At 72.6% G+C, this 12,839-nt stretch carries 11 protein-coding genes; 4 read left to right on the top strand and 7 right to left on the bottom strand.

The window, feature by feature from the left end:
* Positions 1-10 precede the first annotated feature (10 nt).
* Positions 11-307, top strand: a complete 297-nt coding sequence (locus tag H0H10_RS25190) for a DUF8847 domain-containing protein (protein ID WP_188183378.1) — start codon at positions 11-13, stop codon at positions 305-307.
* A gap of 103 nt (positions 308-410) precedes the next feature.
* Positions 411-1,559, top strand: a complete 1,149-nt coding sequence (locus H0H10_RS25185; RefSeq protein WP_188183377.1) for a C40 family peptidase — start codon at positions 411-413, stop codon at positions 1,557-1,559.
* On the opposite strand, the gene H0H10_RS25180 is transcribed toward H0H10_RS25185, so the two are convergent.
* From H0H10_RS25180 to H0H10_RS25160, 5 genes are read right to left on the bottom strand one after another with little or no spacing between them, the layout of a single operon-like run.
* Complete coding sequence (locus H0H10_RS25180; protein WP_188183376.1) at positions 1,511-2,785, bottom strand: styrene monooxygenase/indole monooxygenase family protein; 1,275 nt, start codon at positions 2,783-2,785, stop codon at positions 1,511-1,513. The two genes, H0H10_RS25185 and H0H10_RS25180, sit on opposite strands and share 49 nt — an antisense overlap.
* A 33-nt stretch (positions 2,786-2,818) precedes the next feature.
* Positions 2,819-3,460: a GTP-binding protein gene (locus H0H10_RS25175; RefSeq protein WP_188183375.1), complete on the bottom strand. Its 642-nt coding sequence runs from the start codon at positions 3,458-3,460 to the stop codon at positions 2,819-2,821.
* Positions 3,441-3,863, bottom strand: coding sequence for a DUF742 domain-containing protein (locus H0H10_RS25170; protein ID WP_188183374.1), 423 nt, complete (start codon positions 3,861-3,863; stop codon positions 3,441-3,443). The genes H0H10_RS25175 and H0H10_RS25170 overlap by 20 nt, the downstream gene beginning before the upstream one ends.
* Entirely contained in the window at positions 3,860-4,363 is a 504-nt protein-coding gene (locus tag H0H10_RS25165; RefSeq protein ID WP_188183373.1) for a roadblock/LC7 domain-containing protein, read from the bottom strand. The genes H0H10_RS25170 and H0H10_RS25165 overlap by 4 nt, the downstream gene beginning before the upstream one ends.
* The gene (locus H0H10_RS25160) at positions 4,360-7,410 is read right to left on the bottom strand and encodes a sensor histidine kinase (RefSeq protein ID WP_309141887.1); all 3,051 of its coding nucleotides are present in this window, start codon (positions 7,408-7,410) and stop codon (positions 4,360-4,362) included. Before H0H10_RS25160 ends, H0H10_RS25165 begins: the two co-directional genes overlap by 4 nt.
* 454 nt (positions 7,411-7,864) lie before the next feature.
* On the opposite strand from H0H10_RS25160, the gene H0H10_RS25155 reads away from it, so the two are divergent.
* Entirely contained in the window at positions 7,865-8,656 is a 792-nt protein-coding gene (locus tag H0H10_RS25155) for a protein phosphatase 2C domain-containing protein (RefSeq protein WP_188183371.1), read from the top strand.
* A gap of 26 nt (positions 8,657-8,682) precedes the next feature.
* Here H0H10_RS25155 and H0H10_RS25150 read toward each other — a convergent pair whose 3' ends face one another.
* The gene (locus tag H0H10_RS25150; protein WP_188183370.1) at positions 8,683-9,177 is read right to left on the bottom strand and encodes a MarR family winged helix-turn-helix transcriptional regulator; all 495 of its coding nucleotides are present in this window, start codon (positions 9,175-9,177) and stop codon (positions 8,683-8,685) included.
* Positions 9,178-9,396: 219 nt separating this feature from the next.
* Here H0H10_RS25150 and H0H10_RS25145 point away from each other — a divergent pair, with 219 nt between their 5' ends.
* Complete coding sequence (locus tag H0H10_RS25145) at positions 9,397-10,224, top strand: lysozyme (RefSeq protein WP_188183369.1); 828 nt, start codon at positions 9,397-9,399, stop codon at positions 10,222-10,224.
* 63 nt (positions 10,225-10,287) lie between these two features.
* Here H0H10_RS25145 and lon read toward each other — a convergent pair whose 3' ends face one another.
* A complete protein-coding gene (gene lon / locus H0H10_RS25140) occupies positions 10,288-12,711 on the bottom strand; it encodes an endopeptidase La (protein WP_188183368.1) in 2,424 nt (807 codons plus the stop codon).
* Positions 12,712-12,839: the final 128 nt, after the last annotated feature.

Below are 12,839 nucleotides of genomic sequence, written 5' to 3'. Positions count from 1 at the left end.
CACTGGTGCCGTGAAGAGCGAAGACACCCCCTTCGAGGGCGGCCCCATGGACGGGCGGGTGCTGCCGGTGCTGGTCGGGATGACCGGGCACCCGCCGAAGACGTACCGCATCCCGGTCCCGGCCCCCGACGGCGGGCCGCCCACGGTGCTCGTCTACCGCCGCGTCCCGCGCGACCGCGGCCGGGTCGGGATGGCCCGCTGGAAGTACGCGTACGACCCCACCGGGAAGAAGGGCGCCCGCCGGAAGTGGCCCTGGTCCAAGCCGGACAGCACGCCGGGCGGCAAGCCGGACGACGCGGACGGGTGACGCGCTTACGCCGAACCGCGCACACTCGGCACACGAAACCCGCCCATACGTCTGATGATCACCCTGCGGAGCGGACGGGCCGCCCCGCAGCGGAGGTGATGACGTGTCAGGAAGGCTTCTGCGTCTGGTGTGCACGGCGGCGGTGGCGGCCGGGATCGTCCTCGCACCCGTGTCCGCGGAGGCGGACCCCGAACCCGAAGAGCGCCCGGTGGCCGAGCTTCTGACCGATCTTCAGCGGCTGTACCGGGAGGCCGAGAAGGCCACCGAGACCTACAACGGCACCGAGGAGCGGCTGAAGAGGCAGCGGGCCGAGGTGCGGCGGCTGGACGCCGAGCTGGCCCGGACCCGGCTGTCCCTGCACGACAGCCGCAGCGCGGCGGGACGGCTGGCCCGGCAGCAGTACCAGAGCAGCACCGGCCTCTCCCCCTACGTACGGCTGCTGCTGGCCCGCGACCCGCAGCACGCCCTCGACCAGGGCCATGTGATCGGCCGGCTGGCCCGGGAGCGGGCCGAGACGGTGGGCCGGCTCACCGGTGACGAGAAGAAGGCCGACGAGGTGGCGCGGCGGGCCCGCAAGGCCCTCGACGCGCAGTTCGCCCTCGCCGAGCGGCAGAAGAAGGAACGGGACGCCGTGCAGGACCGGCTCCGGGACGTCGAAAAACTGCTCGCCTCGCTCACCCCCGAGAGGCTGGCCGAGCTCGCCGCGTTCGAGAAGAACGGCATCGCCACGGCACAGGAACGGTTCATCGCGTCCGGGGCGCTGGGCGCCGGCGGCAGGCCCTCCGCGCAGGGCGACCGGGCGGTGCGCTTCGCGGTGGAGCAGATCGGGAAGCCGTACCAGTGGGGCGCGGAGGGTCCGGCGTCGTACGACTGCTCGGGTCTGACGTCCCAGGCGTGGGCGCGGGCCGGCACGCCGATCCCGCGGACCAGCCAGGAGCAGTGGGCCCGGCTGAAGCGGGTCCCGCTGAACCAGCTGCGGCCGGGTGACCTGGTCGTCTACTTCCCCGAGGCCACGCACGTGGCGATGTACCTCGGCGACGGCATGGTCGTCCAGGCGCCCCGTCCCGGTGCCCGGGTCAAGGTGTCGCCGATCGCCGCCAACCCGGTGCTGGGGGCGGTGCGGCCCGACCCCGGCGGGGAGCCGGTGCGGCGGTACGTGCCGCCGAGGCTCCCCGCCGGGGCGACGGACGGATCCGACGAGGGCTACGCCTCCGCCGGCGCGCCGGCCGCGCCGGTGACCTCCGCCAAGTAGGCCTCGGTCTTCTGCGGCTCGTAGAAGAAGTTCTCGAAGTCGGCCGGGTTGTTGAAGCCGTTGGCGAAGCGGTCCGCGACCGGCTGGAGCTGCCCGGCGGCGCCGATCAGGTTCAGGACGTGCTCCGGCGGCGGGGCGAGCATGGCGTTCGTCCACTTGGTGACGTGCTGTGCCGTCTCCCAGTAGCGGTCGAAGGTCGCCTGCATCCACTCCTCGTCGAACGGCTTCTCGCCCTGCTCCAGGATCGAGGCGAGGTAGGAGGCGGCGCACTTGGAGGCGGAGTTCGAGCCCTGCCCGGTGATCGGGTCGTTGGCGACCACGACGTCGGCGACCCCGAGGACCAGGCCGCCGCCGGGCAGGCGCCCGATGGGGTGGCGGACGGTGGGGGCGTAACGGCCGGCGAGGGTGCCGCCGGCGTCGGTCAGTTCGACCTTGGTGGCCCGCGCGTACTCCCAGGGGAGGAATTTCTCCATGAGTTCCAGGGTCAGGGAGAGGTGCTCCGCCGGGTCCTTGACGTCCTTGAAGGCGTCGAGCGGGCCGCCGGGTATGCCCTCCCAGAACAGGATGTCGGCGCGGCCGGACGTGGTGTAGGTCGGCATGATGAACATCTCGCCGACGCCCGGGACCAGGTTGCAGCGGACGGCCTCGGTGTCCGGGTGCTCCGGGCGCGGGCCCAGCCCGTGGACGTAGGCCACCGCGAGCGCGCGCTGCGGCTCGCTGTACGGGGAGCGCGAGGCGTCCCGGCCGAACATCTGCACCAGCTCGCCCTTGCCGGCCGAGACCAGCACGAGGTCGTACGCGCGGGAGAAGTAGTCCAGGTCGCCGACGGCCGCGCCGTGGATGACCAGCTGGCCGCCGCGCTGCGCGAAGGTCTCCATCCAGCCGGCCATCTTCACCCGCTGGTCGACCGACTGCGCGAACCCGTCGAGCCGGCCCAGCCAGTCGATCGCCCGCTGCGAGGGACCCGGGTCGAAGGAGCCGGGGGCCGCCACCGAGACGCCGAGTCCTTCGATCTTCGGGGCCTGGGACTCCCAGAAGTTCAGCTGGAGATCGCGCTCGTGCTGGAGTGCCGTGTGGAACATGCACTGCGTCGACATGACCCGGCCCGTACGGATCTCGTCCGCGGTCCGGTTGGACATCAGGGTGACCTCGTACCCGTGCGACTGGAGGCCGAGGGCGAGCTGGAGACCGGACTGCCCGGCTCCGACGACGAGTATCTTCCGCATGCGGGGGACGCTCCTAAGGGGACTGCTCGGGGACTACTCGGGGGTTTCGTCGAGCGCGTGGCCCACGAGGGACAACAGGGTCTCGATGACCGAGATCCGACGGCGCGCATCCATGATCATTACAGGTATGTGCGCGGGGATGGTCAACGCCTCCCGCACGTCCTCCGCCTCGAACAGCTCGCTGCCGTCGAAGTGGTTCACCGCGACGACGTAGGGCAGTCCGCAGCTCTCGAAGTAGTCGAGCGCCGGGAAGCAGTCCTTCAGGCGGCGGGTGTCGGCCATCACCACGGCGCCGATCGCACCGCGCACCAGGTCGTCCCACATGAACCAGAACCGCTGCTGGCCCGGCGTGCCGAACAGGTAGAGCACCAGGTCGTCGTCGAGCGTGATGCGGCCGAAGTCCATGGCCACCGTGGTGGTGAGCTTGTCCGGCGTGGCGGTGAGGTCGTCGGTCTCCTCGCTCGCCTCGGTCATCAGCGCCTCGGTCTGCAGGGGCGTGATCTCCGAGACGGAGGTGACCAGCGTGGTCTTGCCGACACCGAATCCGCCCGCCACCACGATCTTGGTCGCGATCGGGGCGCGGGTGGCGTCCGTCTGCCAGGGCTGCACGGGCTCGTCGGGCTCGACGAGCGGGGAGACGCCGAAGGCGGCGGCGTCAGAGACGACGGAGTCCACTCAGCACCCTTTCCAGCAGAGCGCGGTCCGGACGGCCCGTGCCATGGCCGGTTCCGGTGCCGTATACACGGATCTTTCCCTGGTCCGCGAGGTCGCTGAGGAGCACGCGGACCACGCCGAGCGGCATCTTCAGCAGCGCGGCGATCTCGGCCACCGTACGCATACGGCGGCACAGCTCGACGATGGCCCGCATCTCCGGCATCACGCGGGAGGTGAGTCCACCGTTCGTCAGTTCCTTGCGCTCCTCGGCGGCTTCGAGCGCGGCGGTGGTCCCCACGAAGGTCTCGACGAGGAGCACGTGACCGAAGCGGGTACGGCCGCCGGTGAGCGAGTACGGGCGTACGCGGGCGGGTTTGCGGTCCGCGCCGCGTACGGGGAGGGTCTTCCTCGGGCTGCTGCTCATCGGGCGCTCCCCGTCGACTCGGACTCCAGTGACTTCCGCAGCTCGCTGCGGAGTTCGGGGGTCAGGACGTGGCCGGCGCGGCCGACGAACAGCGCCATGTGGTAGGCGACGACGCTCATGTCGCAGTCCGCGGAGCCGTGCACGCCGAGCAGCGAGCCGTCGCTGATCGACATGACGAACAGGCTGCCCTCGTCCATCGCGACCATCGTGTGCTTCACACCGCCGAAGTCCATCAGCCGGGCGGCGCCGACCGTCAGGCTGCCGACGCCGGAGACGATGGTGGCCAGGTCGGCGGCGGAGCCGCGCGGACCGGAGCGCCGCTCGGCCCGTACCTGCCGGGCCGCGTCGTTGTGTTCGGGATCGGAGGAGAGCAGCAGCAGTCCGTCGGAGGAGACCACCGCGACCGAGAGGATGCCGGGCACCTCCTCGACGAGGTTGGTCAGCAGCCAGTGCAGATTGCGGGCTTCACTGCTCAGTCCGAAGGTACTGGGCGCGGTCAACTGCTTGCCTCCTCGACAGTGCCCCCCGTGGCTTCCTCGGTTGTGCCTGTGGCGGTCGGCGCCTGGTGCTGAGCTGTCCGGTCGGCGATCTCCGCCTCGACGTCGCGCCGCCCGGCCTCCGCCCCCCGGCGGAAGCCGCCCAGGCGGCGGCGCAGTGCCTCGGCGTCGACGGAACCCGTGCGCGGGCGCGGCGTCGACGCGGGTGTGCTGAGCTTGGGGGTCCGCTTGGGCAGCCCCTTGTCGGTGACGGGTTCGGCCGGCTCGGCGGCCTCGTCCGGTGTGCGGTCGTGGGCGTCGGGGCCGATGGCGTAGGGGTCGGGTGCGGGCGCCGGCTCGGGCGCCGGGCCGGACCCGGATGCGGCTGCGGGCCCGGGTGCGGGTGCCGGTGCCGGCTCGGGTGCCGGAGCGGGTACGGGTGTCGGGCCGGACCCGGACCCCGACGCGGGCTCGGGTGCGGGTGTCGGTCCCGGCTCGGGTGCGGGGTCCGCGGCCCGGGCGGGATCCCGTTCCGTCGCCTGGGCCGGGATCAGCAGCTCCATCGTGGTCTCGTCCGGGAGACCGCCGGCGGCGGGCCCTCGCGTCCCGCGGGCCTCCGCGTCCTCGGCGGTCTTCGGGGCGGCCGACTCCTCCGCGGGCGCCTCGCCGTCCTCCGCGCGAGGCTCCGGAGCCATGTCTCCTTCCGCCGGCGGAGTCTGCGGCTCCGTGACGGCTTCGGCGTCCTGCTCGGCCCCGGCGTCATCCCGGGCCTCGGCGTCGGCCTCGGCCTCTGCGCGTCGTACGGCCCGCTCCGCCGAGGCGACCAGCGGGTCGACGCCCTTCTCCACACGGCCGTGCAGGACGTTGGAGTTGGCCTCCGCGTCGGCTCCCGGCAGGGAGAAGGTCTGGGTGCCGTCGCCCCTCGGCGTGGCGGACGCGGCGACGGCGGCCGGCGGTGCCGCCGCGAGCAGCGTCTTCGGCAGCACCACGACGGCCGCGACACCGCCCTGCTTCTGCTCCCTCAGCTGCACCCGGGCCCCGTGGCGGTGGGCGAGCCGGGCCACCACGTACAGGCCGAGACCGAGCCCGTCCTCGCCCTCCTGCTCGTAGGGCGCGTCCGGGTCGAAGTCGGTGAGGCGGGCGTTGAGCCGCTCCAGCCGCTCGCTGGTCGTGCCGATGCCCTCGTCCTGCACGGAGAGCATGACCTCGCCGTTCTCCAGCAGCCAGCCGGAGACCTCGACGGGCAGGTCCGGGGGCGAGAACGTGGTGGCGTTCTCCATCAGCTCGGCCAGCAGGTGGGAGAGGTCGTCCGCGGCGAACCCGGCCACGTGCGCGTGCGGCGGCAGCGCGGCGATGCGGACCCGCTCGTACCGCTCGATCTCGCTGACGGCGGCCCGCACGACGTCGACCAGCGGCACCGGTCCGGCGCTGTGCTGGACGTGTTCGGTGCCGGCCAGCACGAGAAGGTTCTCGCTGTGCCGGCGCATGACCGTGGCGAAGTGGTCGAGCTTGAACAGGGTGGACAGGCGCTCCGGGTCCTGCTCGCGCTCCTCCAGGCTCTCGATGACGGCCAGTTGCCGCTCCACCAGGCCGAGCGTGCGCAGCGCGAGGCTGACGAAGGTGCCGCCGATGCTCTTGCGCATGACCTCCAGCCGGGCGGCGGACTCGGCCAGTTCGGCGCGCAGTTCCTCGCGGGCGTCGGCCATCTTCTGCCGCTGGCCGACGAGGTGCTTGCGGTCGGCCTCCAGCGTGGTGACGCGCTCGGCGAGGCCGGCGGCGTGCGCGTGCAGGGCGTTGACCGAGCGGACGACCTGGGCGAACTCGTCGTTGCGGCCGGTGAAGGCGACGGGCTCTTCGGCGGCCGGGTCCTCCGCCCCGGCGAGCCGGGCCGAGCCGCGGCGCAGCACCGAGAGCGGACGGGTGAGGGTACGGGCCATGGCGGTGGCGATGCCGACGGCGATCAGCATCAGGGCGCCGAGGGCGGCGATCCGGATCTCCAGCGCCGTGACGTCGTCGTCGCGCAGCTGCTCCAGGTCCTTGGTGCGCTTGTCGTAGAGCGCGGACTCGGCGCCGCGCATCGCGTCGACGCGGGCGGAGAGCGCGGCGTCCAGCCGCTTGACGCTGGTGCGCAGGTCGTCGTCGGAGAGGGTGGACTCGTCGGTGAGGCCGGCCAGGTACTTCTCGGCGGAGTTGACCTCCGGGCCGGTGACCGCGGCGTCGTAGCGGTCCCGGGCCTCCTTCGGCGCGCCCTCGCGGAAGTCGGCGAGCGCGGCGTCGGAGCGCACCCGGGCCTGCTGGGCGGCGGCGGTGAGGGCGTCGCGCTGCTCGGCGTCGGCGTCCGAGGCCGTGGTCGTCTCCGTCGGCAGGCCGGTGATCGGGTCGATGACGGTCTGCGTGGTGCTCGGCACGTTGAGGGCGGCGAGCAGCAGGCCGCGGGTGGCGGCGGCCTGCTGGACGGCGGTGTCCAGCTCGGCGAGGGCGTAGGCCCCGGCGCCGGCGCGGGGCGGCAGCCGCTCGGCCAGTTCCTCGGCGAGCGCGTGGAGTTCGGTGATCGCCTCGGAGTACGCCTGGTGCGCTTCGAGGGCGGTGGACTTGCCGGTGAGGGCGGACCGGCGCAGCGACGCGATGGCGTCGAGGTCCTCGCGCAGGGAGGCCGGTGTGTCGGTGTCCGCGCGCAGCTCCTCCACCTGCCGGTCCACGCGTGCGCTGCGCTGCTCGGAGGGCGCCTTCGTCTTGGGGCGGCCGGCGGCGACGTAGGGGACGACCTCGTCCCGCTCGTCCGCGAGGGAGTGGGCGAGGGTGAGGGCGTCCTGGGTCCGCCCGGCGAGGGTCACCAGTTCCTGGGTGTCGCTCAGTTGCCCCGAGGCGGCGACGACCGAGGGGGCGCCGGCTCCGGCGATGGCGGCGGCCACGACGGCCACGGCGACGATCAGCCGGTTGCGCACATGGGTCGGGCGGCCCTTGCCGACCGGGGGCGCCGGTGTCGCCGGGGCGGTGGCGCCGGGGGTCCGCTCGGCGCCCCCCGCGGGGGTCGTCTGCTTGCCTGTGCGACGAGGCCGCGTCTTCTGCACCGGTGCTCGCATTCCTGACTCGTGTACCCGTGGGCCCGGGTGGCGCTCCGTCAACTGGCCGGTCGGCGCGTGCACCCTCCCCCAAGCTCTCGGCGGCTCCCCCGCACCCGACTGGGCATCGAGCGGGGAGATCCCATGAGCAGGGCAGGATCCCCCAACCGGTTCCCGACCCTCCCAGTGCCGGTTGACGGTGGGCGTGCATCACCTGACCCGCCACCCGAAGGAGTGAACATCGGACGGGAGTTGGGGAGCAAGTTCCCATGGCTCATGCGCCCCGCCCGCGCGGCGTGCCGGTTGGACGTCTGCGGCGGGCGGTGGCACTATGTGCCGCCACGCGTTCCCGGAGTGAAGCATTCCAACCCAAATCCGGCGCCTGACCTGCGCTGCTGCGCCGGTTCGGCAAGGGTTGCCAGCCTTTTGCGGAGGCTGTGAAGGGGTCGTGCAGACTGGCTGGATGCGCACGGAACTCGTCTCGGAACCCGGCAACCCCGACCACCCCAACGAGGACTTCGCGAGCGTCGGACTTCCGGCCTCGGGACAGGGCGGTTCGCTCGTCGTCCTGGACGGTGTGACGCCGCCGCCGGGCGGGACGGGCTGTCTGCATTCCGTCCCCTGGTTCACCGCGCGCCTGGGCGGCGCGCTGACCGAACTGACCGTTTCACTCCCCGATGTTCCTCTCACCGAGGCCCTGTCCCGTGCCATCGCGCGTACCTCGGCGGCACACGCCGAAACCTGTGACCTTTCTCACCCACGGACACCGCAGGCGACGGTGGTCCTGGCCCGCTGGTCCCCGGCCGTGGTCGAGTACCTGGTCCTGTCGGACTCGGCGCTGCTGGTGGAGGCCCCCGACGGCACGGTCACGGCTCACCTCGACGACCGGCTGGCCCGGCTGCCCCGCTCGGCCCTCGCCACGGACGCCCTGGTGGACGCCAACCTCCGCAACAAGGAGGGCGGCTTCTTCACGGCGGCGGCCGACCCGGCGGTGGCGGCGCGGGCGGTGACGGGGGTGCTGCCGCGGGGCGGGGTGCGGGCCCTGGCCGCCCTGACGGACGGGGCGTCGCGGTGGGTGGAGACGTTCCGGGAGGGCGACTGGACGGACTGCTTGCGCCTCGTGCGCAAGGAGGGCGCACAGGCGCTGGTGGACCGGGTCCGGCACCTGGAACGCGAAGACGCCGGGGGCGCGCGGGCGTTCCTGGGCCGCGGCAAGACCCACGACGACGCGACGGTGGCGTACGCGGAACTCTGACGCGCCCCCGGGGGAGGGGGCGACGGCTACTTCTCCATGCCGCGGTTGAGTTCGTGCAGCAGGCGGGCCAGTTCCGCGACCTCGCGCGGGTCCCAGTCGGCGAGCCGGCGGGCGTAGCGGGCGCGGCGGGCCTCCCGTACCCGGCCGACGCGTTCCTGGCCCTCCGGGGTGAGGGTGACCAGCCAGGCGCGGCCGTCGGCGGGGTCGGGTTCGCGGGTGACGAGGCCCAGGTCCTCCAGTGCGCGCAGCTGCCGGGACATCGTCGCCTTGCCGACGCCGATGTAGGCGGCCAGTTCCGTCGCCCGCTGCCCGCCGCACTCGCCGAGCCGTACGAGGAGCCCGTACGCGGACGACTCCAGGTCCGGGTGGACCTCCCGTGCCATCTCCCCCTGGTTGGCCCGGGCGCGTCGCAGCAGCACCGTCAACTCGCGCTCCAGCGCCAGGAATTCCGGCTGGTTCACACCACTACCCGTCACGCCGGATTCGACTCCGCGACCGCCGCCGTTTCCGTCTTCGTGCACGTCAGCCCCTGCCTGAATTTTCCCGGTCCTGAAAGTTTCCGCCACGGGCCGCCATCGCCGCAGCTCCGCAAGTATTTCGCAGGCTTAGACCAACGGCAGCTCCCGGACCCTCTTCCCACCGGGCGTTCTACGTGCGTAGCTTCTTTACCGGTCACTGAATGGCATGCTCACGCCATCCATTCCCCCACCGTGCACCACCGAGCCTTCGGAGGCACGTTCATGCCCGTGCACAGATCCGGACCGGCCCGCGGCCGACGCCTCACCGTCACCGGGATCCTGCTCGCCGCGTTCTCCCTGCTCCTCACCGTCCCCGCCCAGTCCGCGTCGGCCGCCGACACGCCACCGCGCGGCTCCGCCCACATGGGCATGGGCGTCGTGGAACACGACGGGCAGCACGGCACGCCCGTCCCCGGCGACGCCACCCAGACGGAGGGCGTCGACGTCTCCAGCCACCAGGGCAACGTCGCCTGGTCGACCCTGTGGAACAGCGGGGTCAAGTGGGCCTACGTGAAGGCGACCGAGGGGACGTACTACACGAACCCCTACTTCGCCCAGCAGTACAACGGCTCCTACAACGTCGGCATGATCCGCGGCGCGTACCACTTCGCCACCCCCGACACCACCAGCGGCGCCACGCAGGCCAACTACTTCGTCGACCACGGCGGCGGCTGGTCGCGCGACGGCAAGACGCTGCCGGGCGCCCTCGACATCGAGTGGAACCCGTACGGGGCCGCCTGCTACGGCAAGACGCAGAGCCAGATGGTCTCCTGGATCCGCGACTTCCTGAACACCTACAAGGCCCGCACCGGCCGGGACGCCGTGATCTACACGGCCACCAGCTGGTGGACCCAGTGCACCGGCAACTACGGCGGCTTCGCCGCCTACAACCCGCTGTGGATCGCCCGCTACGCCTCCACGGTGGGCACCCTGCCGGCCGGCTGGTCGTACTACACGATGTGGCAGTACACCTCGTCCGGACCGACGGTCGGCGACCACAACAAGTTCAACGGCGCGCTGGACCGCGTCGTCGCCCTCGCCAACGGCTGACGTACGGCGAAGGCCCGGGCCTCCCTCACGGGACCCGGGCCTTCCCTCATCCGGCAGCGTCCGTCACGCCGCCACCGGAACCTCCGGCACCGCGCCGCTCGTGGCCGGCGCCAGCGCCAGCTCCAGGACCTGGCGGACGTCCGTGACGGTGTGGACGTCGAGCTTGTCCAGCACCTCCGCCGGGACGTCGTCCAGGTCGGGCTCGTTGCGCTTGGGGATGATCACCGTGGTGATGCCCGCCCGGTGCGCCGCGAGCAGCTTCTGCTTCACCCCGCCGATCGGCAGCACGCGCCCGGTCAGCGAGACCTCGCCGGTCATCGCCACGTCGGTGCGGACCAGCCGGCCCGACAGCAGCGAGGCGAGGGCCGTCGTCATCGTGATGCCGGCGCTCGGTCCGTCCTTGGGGACCGCGCCCGCCGGGAAGTGGATGTGCACGCCCCGGTCCTTGAGATCGGCCACCGGCAGCTCCAGCTCGGCGCCGTGGCTGCGCAGGAAGCTCAGCGCGATCTGGGCCGACTCCTTCATCACGTCACCGAGCTGACCGGTCAGCGTCAGGCCCGCGGCGCCCGTCTCGGGGTCGGCGAGGGACGCCTCGACGTACAGCACGTCGCCGCCCGCTCCGGTCACCGCGAGGCCCGTGGCCACGCCCGGCACCGAGGTGCGCCGCTCGGCCGGGTCCTGGGCGGACTCGGGCACGTGGTGCGGCCGCCCGATCAGGGCGCGCAGGTCGCCGTCGGTGACGGTGAACGGCAGCTCCCGCTCGCCCAGTTCGTGCTGGGCCGCGATCTTGCGCAGCAGCCGCGCGACGGACCGCTCCAGGTTGCGCACGCCCGCCTCGCGCGTGTACTCGCCGGCCAGCTTGCGCAGCGCGCTCTCGTCCAGGGTCACCTCGTCCCGGTCCAGGCCCGCCCGCTCCAGCTGGCGCGGGAGCAGGTGGTCGCGGGCGATGACGACCTTCTCGTCCTCGGTGTAGCCGTCGAGGCGGACCAGCTCCATACGGTCGAGCAGGGCCTCGGGGATGGCTTCGAGGACGTTGGCGGTGGCGAGGAACACCACGTCCGACAGGTCGAGTTCGACCTCCAGGTAGTGGTCCCGGAAGGTGTGGTTCTGGGCCGGGTCGAGCACTTCGAGCAGGGCCGCGGCCGGGTCGCCGCGGAAGTCGGAGCCGACCTTGTCGATCTCGTCCAGCAGGACGACCGGGTTCATCGAGCCGGCCTCCTTGATCGCGCGGACGATACGGCCGGGCAGCGCGCCCACGTACGTACGCCGGTGGCCGCGGATCTCGGCCTCGTCGCGGACGCCGCCGAGGGCGACCCGGACGAACTTGCGGCCCATGGCGTGCGCCACGGACTCGCCCAGGCTGGTCTTGCCGACGCCGGGAGGGCCCACCAGGGCCAGTACGGCGCCCCCGCGCCGCCCGCCGACGACGCCGAGCCCGCGGTCGGCGCGCCGCTTGCGCACCGCCAGGTACTCGGTGATCCGCTCCTTCACGTCCTCCAGGCCGGCGTGCTCGGCGTCGAGCACGGCCTTGGCGCCCTGGATGTCGTAGGCGTCCTCGGTCCGCTCGTTCCACGGCAGTTCCAGGACGGTGTCGAGCCAGGTGCGGATCCAGGAGCCCTCGGGCGACTGGTCGGAGGCGCGCTCCAGCTTGTCGACCTCCTTGAGCGCGGCCTCGCGGACCTTCTCGGGCAGGTCGGCGGCCTCCACGCGGGCGCGGTAGTCGTCGGACTCCTCGCCGTCCTGCTCGCCGTTGAGCTCGCGCAGCTCCTTGCGGACGGCTTCGAGCTGGCGGCGCAGCAGGAACTCGCGCTGCTGCTTGTCGACGCCCTCCTGGACGTCCTTGGCGATGGTCTCGGCGACGTCCTGCTCGGCGAGGTGGTCGCGCAGGTGCTTGGTGGCGAGCTTCAGGCGGGCGACCGGGTCGGCGGTCTCCAGCAGCTCGACCTTCTGCTCGGTGGTGAGGAACGGCGAGTAGCCGGAGTTGTCGGCCAGCGCGGAGACGTCGTCGATGGCCTGGACGCGGTCCACGACCTGCCAGGCGCCGCGCTTGCGCAGCCAGGCGGTGGCGAGGGCCTTGTACTCCTTGACCAGTTCGGCGACCTGCCCGGGCAGCGGCTCGGGGACGCTCTCGTCGATCCGCGTGCCCTCGACCCACAGCGCGGCGCCGGGGCCGGTGGTGCCGGCGCCGATCCTCACCCTTCCCCGGCCGCGGATCAGGGCGCCCGGGTCGCCGTCGGCGAGGCGGCCGACCTGCTCGACCGTGCCGAGGACGCCGGTCCGGGCGTAGGTGCCGTCGATGCGCGGGACCAGGAGGACCCGGGGCTTTCCGGGTTCCGACCTCGCTGCGGCCTGGGCGGCCTCGACCGCTGCCCGCACATCGGAGTCGCTCAGATCCAGCGGGACCACCATCCCGGGCAGCACGACCTCGTCGTCGAGCGGCAGCACGGGCAGGGTGAGCGGTGTGAACGCCGTGGACTCAGCAGCCATGATCTCCCCTTCGGCAGTCAAGTTGAGTTATGCCGACTCAATGCTTGGCGCTCATGGATTGTTCCCCACCCCGTGTTCGCTCTGAGCGATCATGACTCCGGCGGGCTCGCGGGCCGGGACGGCGGGCG

This window comes from Streptomyces griseicoloratus (assembly GCF_014534645.1).
GTDB lineage: Bacteria > Actinomycetota > Actinomycetes > Streptomycetales > Streptomycetaceae > Streptomyces > Streptomyces griseicoloratus.
This window is presented reverse-complemented; position numbering and strand designations above follow the sequence as displayed.